Source organism: Roseibium porphyridii, from assembly GCF_026191725.2.
GTDB lineage: Bacteria > Pseudomonadota > Alphaproteobacteria > Rhizobiales > Stappiaceae > Roseibium > Roseibium porphyridii.
The window spans coordinates 4,993,869-5,015,492 of record NZ_CP120863.1 but is presented as its reverse complement, the minus strand read 5'-3'; the positions used below and the strand labels follow the sequence as shown (position 1 = coordinate 5,015,492).

Sequence of the window (21,624 nt, the reverse complement as noted above, 5' to 3'; positions counted from 1 at the left end):
TAGAAGAGAGCATTTTATGACTGCATTGACCGACTACCCAATCACCCGGAAATGGCCTGCTCAACACCCTGACCGGATCCAGCTCTATTCATTGCCGACACCGAACGGCATCAAGGTATCGGCGATGCTGGAAGAAACGGGATTGGCATATGAAGCTCATAAAGTCGATTTCGCGACCAATGACCAGATGACCCCGGAGTTCCTGTCGCTCAACCCGAACAATAAGATCCCGGCGATCATCGATCCCAACGGCCCGGATGGTAAGCCTCTGGCTCTGTGGGAATCGGGCGCCATCCTGATTTATCTCGCAGAAAAGTCAGGCAAGCTGCTTCCGGCCGATCCGGCAGCGAAATATGAGACGATCCAATGGTTGATGTGGCAGATGGGCGGACTGGGTCCAATGACCGGCCAGCTTGGCTTCTTTCACAAGTTCGCCGGCAAGGAATATGAAGACCGTCGTCCGTTCGAGCGTTATCGCGACGAAGTCAAAAGGCTTCTCGGTGTTCTGGACCGCCAACTCGAAGAGCGGCAATTCATCATGGGCGATGACTATACAATCGCGGATGTCACCAGCTGGCCCTGGGCACGCAACATCAACGGGTTTTATGAAGCAGCTGAGGTGACCGGATATCTGGATCACAAGAATGTGGTTCGCTGGGTTGAAACCTGCCTGGCGCGGCCTGCGAGCGAAAAGGCAGTCAACATCCCTCCAAGGAACTAGCTTGCTGGCCACTTAGTGATAGAAAAAATCGATTACCCGGCGCAGTCATGGTTCCAGACCTGCCGCGTTTGAATATGTTTTGGCACGCCGGGTGGTTGCGATCTTTCAATCTGGAAATAGATGACAAAGCTTTGCAGCACGGGCTTGTCCGGATTCAATCGGGCCCAGTCCCGGCAAAGATAGCGACCGTAACTCAGTGCGAGAAATTGAGGTCTATCCTCGTAGGACTGGTCTTCAAGGTTCGACAGGAATTTGCGCCACCTGTAATTCCCATAAACTTTTGAAACCAAATCCGGTTTTCCAAAGTTTGCCAGCCCCACCTTGCCGTTGTAGACATCCACGATCATCCCGTCTGCAAGTTCACCCTCAATGACTGGCCATGGACTGGTCATCTCCGGAAAAGGGGCAAACATAGTCCAGTGCTGATAAAGGCCGAGCGCTTGGCGAACCATCTTGAAAGAAGCAGGTAACGGAGAGACGCCGCTCCATGGCAAGGTGGCGAGGTTCTGCACTGTGATGAAACACAGGAAAATCACAGCCAGCAATTGGGTCACAACGCCAAACTGTGGGGGTGAGGTGCGCCATGCAAACCATTTGCGGGATATCTTTGAGAGTGTTTTCCGGTTGCGGCCAACCAAGTCGTAGAGCCGGTCGCCGACATTTCGAAATATGGCGCGTTTGAGCAGCCAGCCGATAGGAAAGAAGATCGGTGACGAACAGAAGACAAGGGCAAGTGCCTGGAACTTGTAGTGGTGTTCATTGCCTTTGGTGACGACCCATGAGTTTCGTGCTTCCAGCTCGGCACCGATGTCGGGGTCATCCTGCGCAGGACGGATTTGCGTTGCCGGCAGAAACAGAAACACCCGCAAGAAGCAACAGGTCTTCTCGCAGAAATCGCATCCTCGATCGAACCACAAATGTAGGCCAGCATTGGCGCGCTGAGGCAACCTCCTGGCGATGGCATCCCACATCCAACCAGGCATGAAGGTAAGGTTCATGATGATGGAGATGAGCGGGAAAAACCCAATTTCTAGAAAAAGAAGAAACGCCAAATGCATGGACATGAAGGCCAGCATGAAAATCATTCGAAGAGTTCGGTGAAACAAGGGTGAAAAGATTAGGAACGGTCCGACTAGCTCAAGCAAATAGACATAGTAGGTTAGCCCTGTCATCAGATCCTGAAATTGCCTGAACCAAAGTGAAAAAGCTGTCACCAGATAGTCAAGCTGAAGGGCATAGTGCACCGCCGTGCCGTCTTTGAACCAGATCGGATGTGTCTTCAAAAGCGCGCTGAAGAAATACATCGACATGCCTTGTAGGAGCAGGGCACCTGTGGCGAATGAAGCATATTCGTTTTTGACAAAGCTTTGCGTTTTGTCCAGCGCGGCATCAACGGAATAACGGGCTCCCAATGGCAAGAACAACGCCCAAAAGAGTAAAAGAAGGGAAAGATTGTCTTCGCCGGAGAGGATAAAGGTGTTCCTGTTCTGCACCGACAGCATCAGGCCCCAGGAGATGACCGTCATGAAACGCGTACGCCAACCAGCGATCAGACAGAGAGCCGCAAAGCCTGAGATCCCGAACAAAAGTCCCTGAAACCAAGCTGCCCCATTTGCCAGATGGAATGACCAAGTGGTGACATAAAGATGATCGATCTGAACAGATCGCGGCATAACACCTGCATCTGTGTAATGTTCGACCAGATCCCGACTTCGCATCGCGAGATCAATCAGGATGTAGACGCCAAGTAGAATGCGAAAAAGTGCAAGTGTGCGCAGATCAATGCCGAAGATCGTACGAATTGGCGCGAGTTCGATTTTCAAAGGGGCCACCGCTGCCGAATGACGTCGTCACCTAGAATAGAATTGGCACAGATGATGGCAGCGTATGGTTAACAATCTTGAATTTGGGCTGTCTCGATTCCTACCCGCAAGAGGAACCTCTGCATGCTGAAACTTGACCACTTGACCGTCATCGCGCCGACACTGGCCGAAGGTGTTGCTCATGTCCGGGACTGTCTTGATCTGGACGTGCCGTTCGGCACACGGCACGTCTATATGGGCACTCACAATCACAGGCTCCAGCTTGGCGATCGCGTCTATCTGGAAATAGTCGCGGTTGATCCTGATGGACAGCGGCCACACCGGTCGCGATGGTTCGGACTGGATGATCAGGAAACTGTCAGGATGAACTGGGACGAAGGCCGTCGCCTCAGGGGTTGGGTTGCCAGCACTGCGGATATCGGCGCTGTGCTCTCAAAGTATGGAGATCACCTCGGAGAAGAAGTTGCGCTTCCCTTCAAGCAACCGGAGTTTGCGTTTTCCATCCCCAAAGACGGGACACTACCATTCGAAGGGGCATTGCCGTCGCTGATCGATCATCGTGGTGCCCCGACTTCCATGGCGGAAATACCAGATTTGGGAGCACGCCTTCTTGCGCTGAAAGTCGAGCATCCTGACCCGCAATCACTAGAAGATCTTTATCGCGCACTAAACGTCGAACACCCGCTGTCGGTTCGGTTTGGCGAACGTGTTCGATACTGCGCGGAGATCGAAACTTCGTCAGGTCGCAAGATGCTGACGTAAAGTATCCTTACATCTGCCTCCTATCGGAAAAAGCCTGAAAGTACCGAGCGCCCGGCAAAGTTTTTTTCAATTTCAAAAAAATGTCCGTCGATGTCCATCGGGACCCAAACCGTTCGTCATGTCAGTGAAAGCAAGGTGCTTTCAAGAACAGACTGAGAGGACATCATGACGATTTGGACTTATTTGGCCGGCGGTGTCGGCGCTCTGACATTGATTGCTGCTGGAACTTTGCTGTTGCCAAGGCAGATACATGTTGAACGCCAGGCCGTGCTGGCAACGAGCCCTGCAACGATCTTGTCCCTGGCAGCTTCCAATGCCGGGTATCAGAAATTCAATCCTTATCTAACCGCCGATGCCAACCTGAAGATCACTCCCTTCGGGCCTGAAAGCGGGGTTGGGTCCGGTTTCCGGTTCAACGGCAAAGACGGGAAGGGCAGTCAAACCGTAGCAGCAGTGACTCAAGATACCGTGCGCTACAACATAGATCTGGGCGCAATGGGTAAACCAGCCCAGGAGATCTCGGCTGTGGAAGCACCGGGTGGAACGCTCGTCACATGGCGCATGGACATGGACCTTGGTTACAATCCGGTCTTTCGGGTCTTTGGGCTCTTTATGGATGGAATGGTCGGCAAGACCTTTGAACAGGGTCTCGACAACCTGGCATCTGCCGCGTGATCATCGGCTTGAAAAATTGAGGAAACAAAATGCGTTATACATTCTTGCTTTATACGGACCCGGCCGACCTTGCGCACATGACTGCTGAAGACTGGGAAGCCGAAAAGGAAGTCTACGGAGCCTATATCGGTGCCTTGCAGGAAGCTGGTGTCTTTGTGGACACCGATTGGCTGCAGCCGGTGCAGACGGCGACAACCCTTTCTCTGAAGGCGGGTGCGAAGGAAATCCAGGATGGTCCCTTTGCCGACACCAAGGAAACACTTGGCGGATATTTCGTCGTAGACGTTCCGGATCTGGATGCGGCAATGGTTTGGGCAGAAAAATGCCCGGCTGCGAAAACCGGAAAAGTCGAAATTCGAGCATCCGCGATGGGGGGCAATTGAGCGATGCTGCCCGTGCTGCCGAAATGGCGGCGCGGGCTTCTTATGGGCGTCTGCTCGCTTTTCTGTCAGCGCGCACGAGCGATATTGCCCAGGCCGAAGATGCTTTGGCGGATGCATTTGCCAAGGCGCTTGACCATTGGCCGGCCAATGGGGTGCCTGGCAATCCGGATGCATGGCTTTTGACGGTCGCGCGCAACCGTTTGACAGACGTGCAAAGGCGTAGGACGCGCTTTCCAACCGAACACGAGTTGCCCGACATGCCGGAAGAAGAAAGTTCAGATCCTGAATTTCCAGATCAACGCCTGGCTCTCATGATGGTCTGCGCACACCCTGCGATCGCTGCAGATTTGCATACGCCCTTGATGCTTCAAACAGTCCTCGGACTTGATGCCAAGCATATAGCGCGCCTCTATTTGATGTCTCCGGCCGCACTTTCAAAGCGGCTTGTACGTGCCAAGACAAAAATCCGGGATGCGGGCATTCCCTTCAAAGTTCCGGATCAGGACGTATTGCCCGAACGGAGCAATTCCGTTCTTGAAGCGATCTACGGTCTGCATGCTCATGATTGGCTCGATCCGGCAGAAACGCTGGGTGAGGAAGCGCTCTACCTTTCGGATCTTTTGTGCAAGTTGCTGCCGGATAACGCAGAGGCTCTGGGTCTTTCTGCGCTGATCGCCTTCAGCCATGCGCGCGTAAATGCCCGAATAGTCGCGGGTGTGCTTGTGCCGACGGATGAACAGGACACCAAGCTTTGGAATGACGAATTGATCAGCTACGGCAAGCGACACTTGTCGCGTGCCTATCGTTTGAAAGCGGTGGACCGGTTTCAGATAGAGGCGGCAATCGAAGCCGTTCATATAGAACGGAAACAAAGCGGTGAAACGGACTGGAAGGCGCTCAACAAGCTCTATCATGCCTATTTGACCAAAGTGCCAACGGCTGGCGGACTTGTTGCACAAGCTGCGATTACCGGCCGATTGCATGGCGCAGAAGCTGGGCTTGCGGCCATCGAGGCGATTGAGGAAAGTGTCGGTCCGGCATTCCAGCCTTTCTGGGCTGTCAAAGCCGACTTGGAAGCCAGGGCAGGCCGTAACAATGAGGCTCTTGCCTGCTATGAAAAGGCGATTTCACTGGCAACTGACCTGCCCACCATTGAATTCCTGAAACAGAGGCGGATCACGGTGCTTCCGAATTGATCATGCCAAACGATTCTAGAGAGCCTGCCTGACACGCAGGTTGAAGTCGCCGGCATCACGCGTTGCATTAGTGACGCCGCCGACGACCTTTGGAAGCTGCCGGTTACAGCGCGCCGATTTCCTTGTAGTAGCGCTCTGCGCCTGGGTGCAGCTTGATGGTGCCTTCCGCTTTTGCGGCATATTCGGGTGTCAGAGCTTTGGCCCAAGGGGCATCGGACGCGATGCTGTCGACATTCTCCCAGAAAGCCTTGGTCATGTTGTAGACCAGCTCTTCGTCAAGATCGGTGCGAACTGCAATGCTGACTCCGGTATCGTTGGATTTGACGGGGCCGTCGTTGACTTGATTTGCATAAAGGCCTGCAGGCACTTCTGTGCGGTGGCGGAACTTGCCGAGAAACTTGTCGACCGCGTCACCGCTATCATCTTCCGGTCCGATGAACCGCACTTTCTCTGTTTCCGTGAACTGTATGAACTGCTGGCAGGGGTCGATACAACCATTGACATACATGTCGATCTTGCCATCCAGAAATGCCTGAAAGCCAGTTTTCCAGTTTGCCTTGATCGCATCATAGTCTTCGCCCGCAACAAGGCCCGTGGTCGACTGGATCCAGCCTTTGGCAGCATTGTAGGCTCCGCCGCCTTGCGGCCCCAGAAACACGGTTGTTCCTTCAATATCATCGAGATACTCGATCCCGCTATCAGGGCGGACCGCAAAGTGATAAGCCCCCCAAGGAAAAGCCATGAGCTGGCTGATGTTTCCGGCAAGCTCCTCGTGGTTTTCCACGTCCTTGTACATTGCCCTCTTGTTACTGAGTAGCGAGTGAATGGTCGGAGAGCCCATCGACATGTCGAGATTGCGTTTGGCAACTTCGAGCATGTGGACAGTTGCGGCGCCGCCAGCAGCGACCTCAATCGTGACGTCATCCAAATTCTCGGTCACGATATTGGCAAAGGTAGCCATCGTGATCGCCTGGCCAAGACTCGGCGCGATGGTGGCCATCTTTAACGTGACTTCCTCCGCCCAACTGGATGAAGCAATAAGGGTTGTGGCGAGAACAGTCGCAAGACTTAGTCGGCGCATGAGGTTTCCTCCCTTGATCATGCATATTCCTTTGGTGCGTCTGAGGTTGAAAGCCGTGACAGATGAAAATGACGCGCCAGCAGTGCGATGCCGGCGACAGTTGCGAAGCCGGCTACCAAAAGACTTGGTACGAGCGTGAGCAGACCCAGTGCGGTCCTGACCAGTCTTTCGACCGGGCTGAGAGTGCCACGATCAAAGCCCGTTAATGCGGAAGCGAGCATCCACATGGCGAGCACGAAGGCGACAATGACCCATGCGAATTCGAGCCATCCAACCGTCGCGATATCGAGCATGGCGCGACTGTTCGGGAGGTCTTCTCCAAACCAGACAAAGAGGACCTGCAGCTTGTAGAGAACCGCTGGATGATAGACGAAAACAAACGGGATCAGAAATCCGGCGATGCCGATGCGGGCTGCCTCAAAACCCGTCCGCACGGGGTCTGCGCCCGCGATAGGGGCTGCAGCAAATGCAGCCAGCGCAACTGGCGGCGTTACTGTTGACATGACGGCAAAGAAAACCACGAACAGATGCAATGTGAGCGGTGGAATGCCGATCGCTTCAATGCCGGAACTGAGCGCGATCACGATGATAAAGTAGGTGGCACCGGGTGGAAGGCCCATTCCAAGCACGATGGAGCCAAGCGCAACGACCAGCAAGACAACTGGAAGCGGCCCGCTCGCCAGTTGTGTCAGCAACAGTGCAAGCCTGCCTGAAAAACCGGATACCTGAATCAACCCAACGATGAGGCCGATGGCGGTAACAATGACAACGATGGCCGCGGACATGCGCCCCGCGCTCACGAATGCCGACCAGAGACTGCCTGCAGAACGGAACGCTGGAAAGAGAACCAGTGCCGTCACAAGGGCTGCCACCAGACCGTAGAAACCTGCTTTGGGTACAGATGGCTGGACGAAAAGGAAGTAAGTCAGAACACCAAGCGGAATGATGAACACCAGACACTGGAAGAGTTCCATCCGGTTGAGCGCAGGCCGGTCTTCGGCCCTGAGTGTCTCGATCCCCTGTTTTCTGGCCTCGAAGTAGATGGTCAAAAAGGTGCCGAAATAGTAAAAAATCGCCGGCAGGATCGCCGCGACGACGATGTAGCGGTATTCGAGGCCTATTTGGCCGGCGACGAAAAATGCGACAACACCCATGACCGGTGGCATTACCTGACCACCTGTGGAGGCGGCGGCTTCCACAGCGCCGGCAAAGGCCGGCCGAAAGCCCGATTTCTTGATGACAGGGATTGTCATCACACCGGTGGAGACGACATTCGAGATTGCAGCGCCCGACAGCGTCCCGAACAGAGCGGAGCTGGCAACCGCAGCATGGGCTGCGCCTCCGACAAAGCCCCCGGTCAAACGATTGGCTATCTTAAGAAGCAGATCACCTGCGCCTGAAGCCATCATCACGGCGCCGAACACGATGTAGATGAGAACGTTTCCCGAGACGACCTGAAGCGGCTGGCCGAACATGCCCCCTGTTTGAGCCCAGAAGTTCTGCACCATTGAGCGCAGATTTTGCGCAAAGGTTGCATCGGAACCGGCAAGGATCCCGGTCCAGCCGGGCAAGTCTCCCCGTATGAAGAAATAGACGACCCAGAAGGCGCAAAACGCCACAATGAACCCGCCGAACATGCGCCATGTCAGATAGAGAGTGATCAATGTCGCGAGCGGAAACATCACATAGTCGATCGGTTGGGCGGTAGGAAGCGCGCCGCCATCGGTCGCAAAAATTTTGACAATCCATGCTGAAAAGGCTGCGATGGCCAGCAGCGTTAGAACCCAGTTCAGCCATTGCAATGCGGGTTTGCTATGAAGTGTGAGAAGTGAAATCGCAAAGGCGAACAGGATCGGGAGACCCAGTATCAGGCCGGTGGGCAACAGAAAGGCCCGTTCAAAACTTCGATACCCGCCACCAAGCCAGTGTTCGCGATAAAGCAACCGTTTGTCGCGTCTGGAGAGTTCATCAAAGCCGGGCGTGGTCATTTCAATGACCCAGCGAACAAACTCGGAGATCGGGCCCGAAGCCGCGTAAAGCAGGATCACCATCGCAAAACAGAATGCGAGCACTTCCGACAGGTGGGTCGCGACGCGACCGGAAGGATGACGACTGGTCTCTGTACTGTCGGCCTGGACTGCACTCATCTCACTCTCCCGCTTCCTTGCGTTCATCGAGATGATTTTGAAGGGCTGGACCGCGATAAGCCTCCGTCAATTCTGCCGGAACTTCGGTGCCGTCCTTGAGAAATGGGAGAATACCCTTTCGCCGGGAACGGCCACGCATAGCCTTGATGTCGTCTTCCGATTTGGTAACTCGTTGCGCAAGCCGCCGTCCCCATTGCGCCAGGTAGCCATAGAGACGGTCGATTTCCGCGGAGTGCTCGTTGTCTTTCGCAAGGTCGACAAACTCGTCAGGATCGGAGACGAGGTCAAAAAGCATCGGGCGAAAACCGCCTTCTGCATGCATGAGTTTGTAGCGGCCGTCGAACACCATGAAGAGGCGCGCGTCTCTGGGTTCGAGCTCAAGTTTCACGCATTGAGGCGTTGGCGAATAGTCAAATTCGCTGATGACAAACTCACGTGTCTGGGTCGCTTTCCCGTGCAGGAATGGTTCCAGGCTACGACCTTCGAGAATGTGGTCCGGCACGTTGCCGCCAGCCGCTTGGACAAAGGTTGGTAGCAGATCAATGGCTTCCACCAAGGCATCACATGTCGTGCCACGGGTTCCTTGAGCTTCATCGCGGGGATCATGGATGATCAGCGGCACTTTGACCGACTGTTCATGAAAGAGGTCTTTTTCGCCCAGCCAGTGATCGCCCAGATAGTCACCATGGTCGGACGTGAGGACGATCATGGTGTCCTTCAGTTGTCCACTTTCTTCCAGATAGTCGAGAAGGCGGCCCAACTGATCGTCGCACTGTTTTATCAACCCCATGTAGGCAGGGATGACTTTTTCACGAACAGGGTCCTGCTGAAAAGCTTCCGATATCTTGCCTTCCATATAGGCCGCATAGACCGGATGAGCGCCCTCACGTTCAAGCGCGTGGCGTTTTGCTTGCGGCACATGATTTTTGCCAAACATATTGTGGTAGGGAGCCGGCACGATGTATGGCCAGTGGGGTTTGATATAGCTGACATGCGCACACCAGGTTCCCTTGGCCTGTTCCATGAACGCGATTGCCTGAGAGGTCAGCCAGGGTGTTTCACTGTCTTCTTCGCGAATGTTGGCGGCCTTGTCAGCATTGTCGAACATCCATCCACTGGCGATCTGATTGTCACTGATCCCAGCGTTAGCAAAATCTGCCCATGGGTTAGGGCTCTCGTAGCCTTTGGATTTCAGATACTCGTTATAGGGTGACCGCTTTTCGTCATAGAAGCCATCCGGCCCTTGGCCCCAGAGGCCATCGTCTCGGACCCAGACATCGAAACCGCATTCTTCCTGGCGCGCTCCAATGACGCTGTCAGGGCTGAGGCCGAGACGGGACATGCCTTCCTTGTCGGCTTTCATGTGCGTTTTGCCGATGAGCCAACACTCCATCCCAAGCTTGCGCAGATGGTCGCCCATAGTCATTTCGCCGATGCGCAACGGAAACCCGTTCCATTGCGCGCCGTGCGAGGATGCATAGCGCCCGGTATAGGTGCTCATGCGGCTTGCACCGCAAATCGGCGACTGCACATAAGCGTTCGTGAACCGGACGCCCATGGCCGCAACACGATCAAAATTCGGAGTGTGCAGATGCGGATGACCGGCGCAGCTCAAGTAGTCAAAGCGCAACTGGTCATACATGACAAAGAGAATGTTCAGCGCTGTCCCTCCCAAGATCGCCAGATGGGAGAGAATAAGGCGAATTACTCATAGCTTACAAATCACCGTTTTTCTCTTTCGGTAATTTTGGTTATGAGTCAGTTCCACTCCCTGCAATGCTCAAGAACGAGGTCTGAAAAGGCAAAGGCAGCCGGTGTAAGAATTCTGTCTTTTGCGCTGGTAATGGCAATGGAGACTGTCGGCAATGTCTCCTCAATCGGCACAAGGCCGATGTCCCACTTTGCACGAAGTTCGGGAATTGGCAGACTTGGAAACGAGCACAAGAGATCGGTTCCCTCAAGCATGGAAAGGATGCTTAGAACGGAATCCGAGCGGGCAAAAGGTTCAGGCGGTCGAACGCCCCTTCTTTCAAAAATCTCGTAATAGACCGGGCGACGCTCCTTAGGTCCGATCATGATCCAGCGACCGTCTCTGAGATCCAGTGGGTCTGTTACGCTCAAGTACCGTGATTGACTGCCGGTAAGGATTGAAACCGGTGTTGAGAACAATTGCGTTGCCTGAAGCCCTGGAAGGTCGCTGGGAGATGGTGAAGGTCCCAGAACAAAATCGGCTTCCCCGCGCCGCAGGGGAGAAAAGGCTGCGGGGGCGTGACCGCCGGTGATACCTATTTTTACATTTGGAAACCGGTGTTGAAAGCGACGCAGGACGGCTGGAACAACCTTCAGCGCAACAAGCGGCGATACGATGATATCGATCGTTCCGACATAGTCCCCCTGGATCTGGGCGACCTCTTCGCGAAGTTTCTTGATATCGCCGAAGATCTTCCGGCAACGATCGACGATAAGTTGTCCCTCACGCGTGGGCACGACACCATAGGAGGCCCGAAAGAAGATGGGCGTTCCAAGCTCTGTTTCGGCGGCTTTCAATGCCTTGGTAATTGCCGGCTGGGTCTTGTTCATGCGGGCAGCAGCTGCTCCCAGGCTGCCAAGCTCGGCGATCGTGACGATCAACTCCACATGCTGGGGTTTCAACAAGCTCTCCACTGATCAATCACATCAATTGCTGACAATAGGAGATCGCAATCGCCAAAGCAAAAGGGCGAGCCAATGGCTCGCCCTCAAGTCTTGGATCGTCTGGAAGGACTGGCTTAGAAGCCCATGCCGCCCATGCCGCCCATGTCGCCACCCGGCATTGCCGGTGCTGCTTCTTTCTTCGGCAGCTCAGCAACCATGGCTTCGGTTGTGATGAGCAGGCCGGCGACGGAAGCTGCGTCCTGCAGAGCAGTACGGACAACTTTGGTCGGGTCGATGATGCCGGCTTCGATCATGTTGACGAATTGTTCGGTCTGAGCGTTGAAGCCGAATGTGTCATCGCCATTTTCCTGGATCTTGCCAACAACGATGGAGCCTTCGACACCAGCGTTTTCAACGATCTGACGAAGCGGAGCTTCCAGAGCGCGCAGAACGATCTTGATGCCGGCTTCGATGTCGGAATTGTCGGAAGAAAGAGCTTCGACAGCTTTCTTGGCGCGCAGCAGAGCGGTACCGCCACCTGGGACGATGCCTTCTTCAACAGCAGCACGCGTCGCGTTCAGAGCATCGTCAACGCGGTCTTTTTTCTCTTTCACTTCGATTTCGGTTGCACCGCCAACGCGGATAACTGCAACACCGCCAGCAAGCTTGGCCAGGCGCTCCTGGAGCTTTTCACGGTCGTAATCGGAAGTGGTTTCCTCGATCTGTGCCTTGATCTGACCAACGCGGCCGTCAATGTCTTCCTTGGAACCGGCACCGTCAACGATGGTGGTGGTTTCCTTGGTGATGGCAACTTTCTCGGCTGTGCCGAGCATGTCGAGGGAGACGTTCTCCAGCTTGATGCCGAGATCTTCGGAGATCACGGTGCCGCCGGTGAGGATCGCGATGTCTTCCAGCATGGCCTTACGGCGGTCGCCGAAGCCCGGAGCCTTGACAGCAGCGATTTTCAGGCCGCCACGCAGTTTGTTGACAACGAGGGTTGCCAGCGCTTCGCCTTCAACATCTTCAGCAATGATGATGAGCGGACGGGAAGACTGAACAACAGCTTCCAGGATCGGCAGCATGGCCTGCAGGTTGGAGAGTTTTTTCTCGTGCAGCAGGATGTAAGGCTTCTCCAGGTCAGCCAGCATTTTGTCAGCGTTGGTGACGAAGTAAGGAGACAGGTAGCCACGGTCGAACTGCATGCCTTCAACGACTTCGAGCTCGGTTTCCAGAGACTTGGCTTCCTCGACGGTGATAACACCTTCGTTGCCGACTTTCTGCATGGCTTCGGCAATGTCCTGACCGACCTGCTCGTCGCCATTGGCGGAAATGGTGCCGACCTGTGCAACTTCTTCAGAAGTCGTGATGGTCTTGGAAGAAGCTTCCAGAGACTTGACAGCTTCAGCAGCAGCAAGATCGACGCCGCGCTTCAGATCCATCGGATTCATGCCGGCAGCAACTGCTTTTGCGCCTTCCTTGACGATGGCTTGAGCCAGAACCGTCGCGGTTGTTGTGCCGTCACCAGCGATGTCGTTGGTTTTGGAAGCAACTTCACGCACCATCTGTGCGCCCATGTTTTCGAACTTGTCTTCCAGTTCGATTTCCTTGGCAACGGAAACACCGTCTTTGGTGATACGCGGAGCGCCGAAGGCTTTGTCGAGAACAACGTTACGGCCTTTCGGGCCGAGGGTTACCTTTACAGCGTTTGCCAGGGTGTCCACGCCTTTGAGCATGCGCTCACGGGCGTCGGAGGAGAATTTTACTTCTTTAGCAGACATGTAGTCGTCTCACTTAAATTGGAATGATGATGAGATCAAAAAGCGGTTCGCTGACTTAAGCGATCACGCCCATGATGTCGGATTCCTTCATGATCAGGAGGTCTTCACCGTCGATTTTAACTTCGGTGCCGGACCACTTGCCGAACAGGACGCGGTCGCCTGCCTTGACGTCGAGAGCTACGATCTCGCCATTGTCTTTGCGAGCACCATTACCGACGGCGATGATCTCGCCTTCCTGCGGTTTCTCTTTTGCGGTGTCCGGAATGATAATGCCGCCAGCGGTTTTCTCTTCAGAGTCTACGCGGCGAACAACGACACGGTCGTGCAGTGGACGAAATGCCATAAGACTAGTTTCCTCTCATGAGCGCGCCCCACGCAATTGGCAGCGCGCGAGACATGATTTCTAGGTTGATTTCGCATGAAGGGCCTTCCCTTCATGAGGCTACTAGCACTCCTCAAAGGCGAGTGCTAACGCGCCCACGATTTATGTACCGAAGGCCGTCTTGTCAATGCTTTGTGATGATAAATTGTACGCTTTTGGGTGCCAGGCCACCCTTGCGGACAAGGGTTCGTCAGGGCGAAGGCCTTTAGCGCCTCAAAAAGCTAGCCGAACGTTGTTCTTTGGCCCGCAGGTTTCAGTGGTCAATTGGCCTCGACAACCGTGAAAGGCAGGTTAAAGGCAGCCTTCTTTCCACCGAATGTGTCGCTGAAGCTCGTTTCGAGCTGATAATCGCCTGCCGGCAATCCACTGAACTGGAAACTCAACCCGGCAGAGAGCTCCCGTTTCTTGGATCTGCTGGTCCCGGTAAATGAGGCGAAATTGCTTTGTTCGGCAAGCACCTGTCCGGACAGGTTCAAAAGACGGTAGCTGGCAGTGAGTTCATAGGTGTACCCATCCGCAGTTTCCTGAAAGCCATATCCGACAGGTTCCGCATAAACATTGATGGTATCCCCATCGGCAAATTTCGCTTCGCTAAGCGGCGTATATTTGCCATAGCCTGTGCTTGCATCCTGGGAAAAGCTCACGATGGTGAAGGCAAGTTCCGAACTGTCCCAGGCTGTATCAAAAGCGGTTAGAGCCTGGAGAAAAGACTGCGAAGGTTTGGCCACTTGCTCTGATTGAGCCTGCGCAGCCAATGTGCCGGCCAGTGTTCCGGTCGCAATCAGGATTGCAGCCGCAAGCCGTCCGGTTGCACGTCTACCTGCCAGTGTTTTCATAAGTACCCACACGCCCTTTAATCTTGTCTGTTCTCAGGGTTGTGGCCGATATAGACCGACTTTCCCTGATAGACAAGAAAATGTGTGCAATGCGGTAAATGTAGACGGTTAAAGACTGCGCGCCGTCCAGGACTGGCGTTTGCGGTAGATAGTTGAAGGGCTGATCTCGAGGGCGGCTGCGGCCATTGCGATGTTGCCGTCAAAGGCGTCCAGAGCATCTTCGATGATCCGCCGCTCCTGAGCCCAAAGCGGCTCGATTGCGCCGAAAGGCCGGCTCGGAACCGGCACGCGAGCTCTTTCCCTGGACAGATCAATAATGGCGTTCGGGCGGCTGCTTTGGTCGCGGATCACTATCGGAAGCATATCGAACGTGACCGCTACTCCGTCGTTCATCACGACAATCTGCCGAATGGTGTTTTCCAGCTGACGAACATTGCCCGGCCAGGCATAGGCGATGATGCGTGCTTCCGCATCTGCGTCGAACCCTTTGAAGGATCGCCGCTCTTCACCCGAATACCGGTCAAGAAAGGCAGCAGCCAATGGCAGGATGTCGTCTCGTCTCTCGCGCAAAGGGGGCAAATGGATCGGCAGCACGTGAAGTCTGTAGTAGAGGTCTTCGCGGAACCGGCCAGCTGAAATTTCGGCAACGGGATCGCGATTGGTGGCGCAGATGATCCGCGCATCGACCTTTCGCGTCTGGGTGTCGCCCAGTCTCTGGAATGTGCCCGTTTGCAGGAACCGGAGCAATTTGCTTTGCAAGAGCAGATCCATCTCGCCGATTTCATCGAGAAACAGGGTTCCGCCGTCTGCCTGTTCCGCCGCGCCGGCCCGATTGTCGGTGGCGCCGGTGAACGCCCCACGCATATAGCCGAAGATTTCGCTCTCGATGAGATCACGTGGGATCGCTGCGCAATTGAGGGTCACGAACCGGTTTGACTTGCGCTCGGAAAGATCGTGGACAGCGTTGGCGCAAAGTTCTTTGCCGGTACCGGACTCACCGGTGATGAACACTGGCGCTTGAGAAGGGGCCATTCGGCTGATCTGTTCGTGTACATCCCGCATTTTAGCAGAAGCACCGATCAGCCGCGAATGGCCGGTAACTTCAATGTCTTGTATGTTAACCCGTTCAACTGGGACAGGTCTTTCAATAACGGCGGGAGCCGGCATCGGCTCGATCGGAGCCGGTGCGCTCTTGATGGCCGGACGGCGTTGTTCCAGTTGGAAGGAGACCTTCGACGCCAGTGCGTCAAGCGAGAAGGGCTTTGTCAGAAAGTCATGAGCGCCCGCGCGCATAGCGCTGACAGCGCGCGACACAGACCCTTTTGCCGAGACAGCCATTATCACCGATTTTGGGCAGCGAACGGCATAAGCCTCAAGAGCTTCGTCACCGCCAATTGTCTCAAGGTCAATAATCAGGATGTCAGTTGATTTGTCTGCGAGATCCTGAAGGCAGGAGGCAGAATCCGTATAAAGGATAGGATCGGAGCAGGCATGAGCCAGTTTGGCACAGACCGCTGCCGTGCGTGCAGCTTCCGAAGCTGATGCGTCCAGGACACGTACAATTACAGGCAACTCAGTGCCCTCGTTACTCCCCATTGCTGGGCAACTCCCATCGCTCGATCCGGCACTTTCGAATATCGAAAGATTCGTCAACCTGATAATTCTCCGAACAGGGTAAACAAAGCGTTGTCAGATGACGCATTTTGCAGTTTCACGGCGAAATGGGTCATTTCAGGAGCAAACAGACGGATTGAACGGCAGCGAATGCGCAGGAAAACGCGACGTCAGAGGGTTGCAGCCAGAACACCGACCAAAAAGCAGGCAATGCCGATCACCATCACCATGTGGAAGGGAACCTGACTACGAAGGAGCTGTCGGTAAGAGATTTCCAACTCGCGCCAGACTCCCGGCTGGTCCTCAGACGGATCCGCTTTTGTGCCGGAGACAGGTTCACCCTGTTCCTGAAGTCTTGTCAGTGTTTCAAGGGACTTTGACGTATCAGTGGCCAGACTGTCGAACTGAATAGTGAGTGTGTGAACTCTTTCCGGTCCTGATGTGTTCTTGTCAGCCGGTTCAAAAAAATGCGGTGTGTAGCTGCCCTTTGGGATAGCAATCCGCACCGGGTCGTTTGAGCCGGAACCTTCATAGTATTTTTCGAGGCGGCGTCGCAATCTGGCGGCTTCGACGCGCACAATCGGGTCGGTCACCGGATTGAAGTCTTCGGGCCGACCAAGTGCTTCGACCGCAATTGTATAGCCTTTGATTTTTTCCCGCTGGTCGTTGAGCGTGGCGCGGACCACAAAGCCAAGAAAGGATCTTAGCTGCGGTGCGGATTGAAATTCAGGGCTCTTGAGTGCTTTGACGAGTGCCTTTTCAATCTGATCGTCAGAATGACATCCCGGACCGCTTGCTTCGTTACGCAAAGCCGATTGCTGGCTGCGCTGCGGTGGGCGATCTGCTTCTTTGGCCGCAATAGCGCCGGGGCCTCTGTCTGGAGCTCGAACGGCATGCGGCAAAGGACGCCTGGATGTTTGCCCGGAAGCACGCATGCCAGCCCTCTCTTCAAATGCACTCTATCAAACGCCGCGACACCAATTGTTTACCCAAGTTAACTCTAACGGAAGCCTGGAGAAATGGAAAGACCAAAGGCACTCTATGGGATGGGTCGCAGTTCTTTGCACGGTTAAGTGGTTTTCGCCGGTTTAGGGTGGCTGGCATCAAATTGCCTGCCGATTTTGAATTCCCGCAGCGCATAGTCGGGGACAAGTTACGGATTCTACGTCAGAAAGCGGGTTGCGGATTCGGTGTCGGCTCTTTCTTAAGGCATGATTAACAAGTAACTCTTGATTCGGATCGGAACATTCGTACGCCATGGGTCGGACAGGGACCATATTTGTTGCAGTATGCATGGCCGTGATCGCATTGTCCTCGGCGACCGTGCTGATCTTCCAGTTTGGCAGGCCGTTCGGGGAGGCTGTGTCTCTTTCTCTTGCGCTGATGTGCACGATGATCCTGATTCATCTTCTGATCGGGCGCGCCCGCGATCGCGGTGCTGTTAGCGAGGCCGTTGATCGCCTGGAAGAACGCATGTCCGATATCGATGAGGATGTGGGCAATCTGGAGGGCCGTCTGACCGGAATGGAACAGACGGTGCCGCGCCGCACACGCGCTGAGATCGATCCACTGTTCGCGGAGGTTGAAGTTCTTGGAACCCTCGTGAAGCAGATGGCTGAAGCGATGGCCGATCTGGAGACCAGGGTAGAGGATCAACAATCCTTGGCACCGCCGCCCTCCATGCAGCAGTTGCCGCGCTATCCTCAGTCCCAGCCGGCACCGCGCGGCTTTGGCGGTGATGTTCCGCCTCCTTATCAAATGTCCCCGGGTCAACCTCCAGTGCAGCAGCCTGGTGCGCATGCACCCGGACTTGAGCAAACGGGACCAGCAGCGCCTGCGCATACCTATGCGCCCATGCACGGCGAAACAGCGGACCTTGACCGGAACTATGGTGTTCAGGCACCGAATGCCGGTGATGTGCCCTCACATCTTGGGCACCCGCAAGCGCGACCGGATGACGGTTACGCATCCGAAGCCGATCTCCCAGGTGAAGCAGGCGGATTGCCACAGGAACAACCTGCCTATCAGCCGAACATGGCGATGCGGGAGTTAATCGCCTCCGCATTGAACGCAAACCGCGTGGAACTGCATTTGCAGCCAATCGTGTCGCTGCCGCAGCGCCAGGTAAAGTTCTATGAGGCTTTCACCCGTCTTCGCGATGTGGATGGCAACACAATAGAAGCAGCGGTATTCCTGCCGGAGGCCGTACAGTCCGGTCAAATCGCGCGCATCGACAATCTGCTGCTCTTCCGCTCGGTCCAGGTCATTCGACGCCTGATCTCACGCAACAGGAACGCGATCCTCTTCTGCAACATCTCGTCGCTGTCGCTTGTCGACGAAACATTCTTTCCAGGCTTCCTCGAGTTTGTGAAAGCTAATCAGGACCTTGCAGATGTCCTGGTGTTCGAATTCGCGCAGCCGGATGTCGCTGTCATGGGGCCGCGTGAACTGGAGAGCCTGAGTGCACTCTTTGAAACCGGCTTCCGTTTTTCCATCGACCGGATCTCCGATATGAAGATGGATTTCAATTCACTGGCAGGGCGCGGGTTCAAGTATGGCAAGCTGAATGCGGATTATTTGATCGGGCGGCGTGAAGCAATCCACGGTCACATACATCCATCCGATTTTGGAGACTTGCTGCATCGCTACGGTATGCAGTTGATTACCGACCACGTTGAAACGGAGAACCAGGTTCTGGAGCTTCTCGATTTCGACGTCAAACTGGCTCAGGGAAATCTGTTCTCGCCGCCTCGTCCCGTACGTGCCGAGGTTCTTCAAGGAGCGCCCGCGCCAGGTCCGAGAAGATCGGCAGCGGGCTGAACCCGCTGCCAATAGTCATTTTTCTCAGCCCTGTTTCGGACCAACAGTAACAACGGTTGGTGCTTGTTCTGCAAGCAGCCGTTTTGCCACCCTGCGAACATCTTCAAGAGTGACCGCATCAATTTCGCTGTTTCGGCGATCGAAGTAGTCAATGCCCAGTTCCGCGTTCTGCAGAGCGACCAACTGCCGTGCGATCTTCCCGGAACTGTCGAAACGCAAGGCATAGGAACCTGTAATGAACTGCTTCGCGCGGCGAAGTTCGTCGTCTGTCGGCCCCTCGTCTGCCATGCGGCGGAATTGATCAAGCATGACGCTCACTGTCTCACCGGCCCGTTCTGCCTTGGTAGCAGCTGAGCCGATCAGCAAGCCGGTATGGCGATAGGGCGACAGGGACGTGTTAGCACCATAGGAAAGGCCACGCTTCTCACGCACTTCCTGATACATCCAGGAGGTGAACGAGCCTCCGCCCAAAATGTGGTTCATGACATAGGCAGCCTGATAGTCCGGATCGTCCCGTTTTAGGCCGGGCAGGGCGACCAGAATGGTCGTTTGAGGGACGGCCAGTTCTTCAGCGATCTCATCGCCTGCTGTCGGTGTCAGTTCTGCAACCGCCTTCAGGTCGCCGCTCTCCGGCAGACCGGCAAAGACCTTGTCCAGCAACGGCTCCAGCGTTTTGGCATCAATTGCACCGACGACACCGATTGTCAGACCCTGCTTTGCCAAAAGCCTCCCGTGTTGCGCATTCAGATCATCCGCGGTCAGGGCACCGATGGTAACCGCAGTGCCGAGCGTTGGCCGGGCATAGGTATGGTCGCCAAACATGGCTGCAGCAAGAGATCTGCCGGCAATTGCGTTCGGATCGGTTTCGCTTCGCCGCGCCCGTGTTTCCAGCCGGGTCTTCATCCGTTCGATTGGCGCTTCGTCAAAACGCGGCGTGTTGACGGCCAGCGCAAGGAGATCGCCCGCTTCAGGAAGTGTTGAGGTCAGAGTTCTGAGGCTCCCGTAAAACCGGTCTTTGCCCGTACTGAAGCCTATGCTGATGGCAAGTTCCTCAAGCTTCGCCTGAAACTCTTCCGAAGAAAGGTCGCCAGCGCCTTCGTCCAGGGTTGCGGCCAGAAGCCGGGTCAGACCTTCCTTGCCAGCCGGGTCTTGCGACGAACCGCCGTCAAAGGAAAAGTTTACGGCAATGATCGGGACTGTGTGATCTTCAACCAGCCAGGCCTCGATGCCTTGAGGGCTGGTCACCCGTTGAATCTCGACGGCTTCTGCAAGCCGGACCAAGGCAAAAAGTGTCACGAACGCAAACGCGATGGTGGGCAATACGCCCTTTGAGAATGTGTTCTGCATCATGGTCAGGACTTGTCCTTGAGTTGTTGGTCATCGCCGAGGGCGGCTGCGGGTTCTGTTGGGGTTTCGATGCGCAGCTCTCCAACAACCGGCATGCCTTTCAGATACGTGCGTGCAACGTCAAGCACATCGTCAATGGTGACGGCCCTGACTTGCGATGGCCATGTCTGGACGTCTTCAATAGTCAGTCCGGTGGTCAGCGCACTGCCGAAGAGACGAGCCAGCCCGGATTGACTGTCCTGCGCATAGATCGCGCTCGCAATCATACTGTTTTTAGCGCGAGCAATCTCTTCTTCGGTAACGCCACCAGACAGCAGCTTTTGCAGTTCCAATGCAATCAGCTCTTCCATTTCCTCCAGCGTATGGCCGGGGCGGGGGGAGGCGTAAAAGCCGAAGCGACCGTCATCCAGCGCACCGCTTTGATAATACGCACCTGCACTGATGGCGACTTCCTGGTCCAGAACCAGTGACTTGTACAATCGGCTGGACGGGCCCTGGCCAAGAACGTATGCGAGAATGTCCAAAGCTTCCGGTATGCGGCCTTCACCCGTCGACTGGCTTGGCACGACCCACGTCTGGGAAATTGATTCCTGGCGCACACGTGGATCTGAGACGGCAATCCGGCGTTCTCCGGACAGCGGTGGTTCCTTGGGACGTAGGCGTTCTCCAGGCTCCGCGCGTCTTGCAATCTTGCCATAGGTCTCGTCGGCAAGCTTGCGGACATCTTCAACGGTAATATCACCGGCGATCACGACAACGGCGTTGTTGGGTGTGTAGAAACGATCGTAGAAAGCGATGGCAGCCTCTTTGTTCAGGGCTTCAATCTCGCTCTGCCAACCGATGACAGGTGATCCATATGGGTGGTTGACGAAGGTTATTGCATTCAGGGCTTCGCGAAGGCGTGACCCGGGTTCGCTGTCGACGCGCTGGCGTCTTTCTTCCAGCACCACCTTGCGCTCAGGGGTCACCACCTCATCCGACAGCACCAGATTTTCCATCCTGTCTGCTTCAAGAGCCATCATCAGTGGAAGATGCTCTTTGGCGACCCTTTGAAAATAGGCGGTGTAGTCCGCGCTGGTGAAGGCGTTTTCCTGTCCGCCACGTTCCGCGATCATTTTTGAGAAAACGCCGTCAGGGTTGTCTTTCGTGCCTTTGAACATGAGATGTTCAAGGAAATGGGCAACACCGGATTGTCCCTCCGGTTCATCTGCCGATCCGACCTTGTACCAGATCATGTGGGTAACGACCGGTGCACGCCGGTCCGGTATGACAACAACCTGGAGACCATTCTCCAATGTGAAGCTTTCCAGATTGGGCGCAATCACCATGCTTTCAACCGTGCTGGGATTTGCGTTCGCACCGGGAGCCGGCAGAACGGCAGCTGTACCGAGCAACATTGCTGGCAAGAGCAGCGATTTGAGTGAT

General features: G+C 55.1%; 18 protein-coding genes. 6 read left to right on the top strand and 12 right to left on the bottom strand.

The window, feature by feature from the left end; all coding sequences use genetic code 11:
* The first annotated feature begins 16 nt into the window (after positions 1-16).
* Positions 17-721, top strand: a complete 705-nt coding sequence (locus K1718_RS23050; protein WP_265680705.1) for a glutathione S-transferase N-terminal domain-containing protein — start codon at positions 17-19, stop codon at positions 719-721.
* A gap of 32 nt (positions 722-753) precedes the next feature.
* Here K1718_RS23050 and K1718_RS23045 read toward each other — a convergent pair whose 3' ends face one another.
* On the bottom strand, positions 754-2,544 hold the full coding sequence (locus K1718_RS23045; RefSeq protein ID WP_265680706.1) for a hypothetical protein: 1,791 nt from the start codon (positions 2,542-2,544) through the stop codon (positions 754-756).
* A gap of 123 nt (positions 2,545-2,667) precedes the next feature.
* On the opposite strand from K1718_RS23045, the gene K1718_RS23040 reads away from it, so the two are divergent.
* The 4 genes from K1718_RS23040 to K1718_RS23025 all read left to right on the top strand — a co-directional run bounded on the left by K1718_RS23040 (position 2,668) and on the right by K1718_RS23025 (position 5,560).
* The gene (locus K1718_RS23040; RefSeq protein ID WP_265680707.1) at positions 2,668-3,306 is read left to right on the top strand and encodes a VOC family protein; all 639 of its coding nucleotides are present in this window, start codon (positions 2,668-2,670) and stop codon (positions 3,304-3,306) included.
* 165 nt (positions 3,307-3,471) lie between these two features.
* Positions 3,472-3,981 carry an SRPBCC family protein gene (locus K1718_RS23035; protein WP_265680708.1) on the top strand — a complete coding sequence of 170 codons (510 nt, stop codon included), beginning with the start codon at positions 3,472-3,474 and terminating at the stop codon, positions 3,979-3,981.
* Between the two features lie 29 nt (positions 3,982-4,010).
* The gene (locus K1718_RS23030) at positions 4,011-4,364 is read left to right on the top strand and encodes a YciI family protein (RefSeq protein ID WP_152503161.1); all 354 of its coding nucleotides are present in this window, start codon (positions 4,011-4,013) and stop codon (positions 4,362-4,364) included.
* A complete protein-coding gene (locus K1718_RS23025) occupies positions 4,361-5,560 on the top strand; it encodes an RNA polymerase sigma factor (RefSeq protein ID WP_265680709.1) in 1,200 nt (399 codons plus the stop codon). The genes K1718_RS23030 and K1718_RS23025 overlap by 4 nt, the downstream gene beginning before the upstream one ends.
* Positions 5,561-5,663: 103 nt before the next feature.
* Here the strand turns inward: K1718_RS23025 and K1718_RS23020 are convergent, their stop codons facing one another.
* From K1718_RS23020 to K1718_RS22980, 9 genes are all read right to left on the bottom strand, one after another.
* Entirely contained in the window at positions 5,664-6,641 is a 978-nt protein-coding gene (locus tag K1718_RS23020) for a TAXI family TRAP transporter solute-binding subunit (protein ID WP_173006132.1), read from the bottom strand.
* 17 nt (positions 6,642-6,658) lie between these two features.
* Positions 6,659-8,788 (bottom strand): TRAP transporter permease, encoded by a 2,130-nt coding sequence (locus tag K1718_RS23015; RefSeq protein ID WP_265680710.1) that lies wholly within the window; start codon positions 8,786-8,788, stop codon positions 6,659-6,661.
* Between the two features lies 1 nt (position 8,789).
* Complete coding sequence (locus K1718_RS23010; protein ID WP_418068140.1) at positions 8,790-10,430, bottom strand: sulfatase-like hydrolase/transferase; 1,641 nt, start codon at positions 10,428-10,430, stop codon at positions 8,790-8,792.
* Positions 10,431-10,546: 116 nt separating this feature from the next.
* Positions 10,547-11,440: a LysR family transcriptional regulator gene (locus K1718_RS23005; protein ID WP_173006130.1), complete on the bottom strand. Its 894-nt coding sequence runs from the start codon at positions 11,438-11,440 to the stop codon at positions 10,547-10,549.
* A 116-nt stretch (positions 11,441-11,556) separates the two neighbouring features.
* Complete coding sequence (gene groL, locus K1718_RS23000) at positions 11,557-13,200, bottom strand: chaperonin GroEL (RefSeq protein ID WP_152503156.1); 1,644 nt, start codon at positions 13,198-13,200, stop codon at positions 11,557-11,559.
* Between the two features lie 55 nt (positions 13,201-13,255).
* Positions 13,256-13,543: a co-chaperone GroES gene (groES, locus tag K1718_RS22995; RefSeq protein WP_152503155.1), complete on the bottom strand. Its 288-nt coding sequence runs from the start codon at positions 13,541-13,543 to the stop codon at positions 13,256-13,258.
* Positions 13,544-13,842: 299 nt separating this feature from the next.
* A complete protein-coding gene (locus K1718_RS22990; protein WP_152503154.1) occupies positions 13,843-14,418 on the bottom strand; it encodes a hypothetical protein in 576 nt (191 codons plus the stop codon).
* 108 nt (positions 14,419-14,526) lie between these two features.
* On the bottom strand, positions 14,527-16,014 hold the full coding sequence (locus K1718_RS22985; protein WP_265680712.1) for a sigma-54 dependent transcriptional regulator: 1,488 nt from the start codon (positions 16,012-16,014) through the stop codon (positions 14,527-14,529).
* Between the two features lie 188 nt (positions 16,015-16,202).
* Positions 16,203-16,967, bottom strand: coding sequence for a hypothetical protein (locus K1718_RS22980; protein WP_265680713.1), 765 nt, complete (start codon positions 16,965-16,967; stop codon positions 16,203-16,205).
* Between the two features lie 358 nt (positions 16,968-17,325).
* Between K1718_RS22980 and K1718_RS22975 the strand changes: the two genes are divergently transcribed.
* Positions 17,326-18,852, top strand: coding sequence for an EAL domain-containing protein (locus tag K1718_RS22975; protein WP_265680714.1), 1,527 nt, complete (start codon positions 17,326-17,328; stop codon positions 18,850-18,852).
* Between the two features lie 24 nt (positions 18,853-18,876).
* Here the strand turns inward: K1718_RS22975 and K1718_RS22970 are convergent, their stop codons facing one another.
* Complete coding sequence (locus K1718_RS22970; RefSeq protein ID WP_265680715.1) at positions 18,877-20,202, bottom strand: M16 family metallopeptidase; 1,326 nt, start codon at positions 20,200-20,202, stop codon at positions 18,877-18,879.
* A gap of 2 nt (positions 20,203-20,204) precedes the next feature.
* Complete coding sequence (locus K1718_RS22965; RefSeq protein ID WP_418068138.1) at positions 20,205-21,596, bottom strand: M16 family metallopeptidase; 1,392 nt, start codon at positions 21,594-21,596, stop codon at positions 20,205-20,207.
* Positions 21,597-21,624 lie beyond the last annotated feature (28 nt).

Coding starts and splice junctions, on each gene's coding strand:
- K1718_RS22975 (WP_265680714.1), top strand. CDS start 17,326: ATGGCCGTGATCGCATTGTCCTCGGCGACCGTGCTGATCTTCCAGTTT.
- K1718_RS22980 (WP_265680713.1), bottom strand. CDS start 16,967: ATGCGTGCTTCCGGGCAAACATCCAGGCGTCCTTTGCCGCATGCCGTT.
- K1718_RS23035 (WP_265680708.1), top strand. CDS start 3,472: ATGACGATTTGGACTTATTTGGCCGGCGGTGTCGGCGCTCTGACATTG.
- K1718_RS23010 (WP_418068140.1), bottom strand. CDS start 10,430: ATGTATGACCAGTTGCGCTTTGACTACTTGAGCTGCGCCGGTCATCCG.
- K1718_RS23030 (WP_152503161.1), top strand. CDS start 4,011: ATGCGTTATACATTCTTGCTTTATACGGACCCGGCCGACCTTGCGCAC.
- groL (WP_152503156.1), bottom strand. CDS start 13,200: ATGTCTGCTAAAGAAGTAAAATTCTCCTCCGACGCCCGTGAGCGCATG.
- K1718_RS22990 (WP_152503154.1), bottom strand. CDS start 14,418: ATGAAAACACTGGCAGGTAGACGTGCAACCGGACGGCTTGCGGCTGCA.
- groES (WP_152503155.1), bottom strand. CDS start 13,543: ATGGCATTTCGTCCACTGCACGACCGTGTCGTTGTTCGCCGCGTAGAC.
- K1718_RS23020 (WP_173006132.1), bottom strand. CDS start 6,641: ATGCGCCGACTAAGTCTTGCGACTGTTCTCGCCACAACCCTTATTGCT.
- K1718_RS23050 (WP_265680705.1), top strand. CDS start 17: ATGACTGCATTGACCGACTACCCAATCACCCGGAAATGGCCTGCTCAA.
- K1718_RS22965 (WP_418068138.1), bottom strand. CDS start 21,596: ATGTTGCTCGGTACAGCTGCCGTTCTGCCGGCTCCCGGTGCGAACGCA.
- K1718_RS22970 (WP_265680715.1), bottom strand. CDS start 20,202: ATGATGCAGAACACATTCTCAAAGGGCGTATTGCCCACCATCGCGTTT.
- K1718_RS23040 (WP_265680707.1), top strand. CDS start 2,668: ATGCTGAAACTTGACCACTTGACCGTCATCGCGCCGACACTGGCCGAA.
- K1718_RS22985 (WP_265680712.1), bottom strand. CDS start 16,014: ATGGGGAGTAACGAGGGCACTGAGTTGCCTGTAATTGTACGTGTCCTG.
- K1718_RS23015 (WP_265680710.1), bottom strand. CDS start 8,788: ATGAGTGCAGTCCAGGCCGACAGTACAGAGACCAGTCGTCATCCTTCC.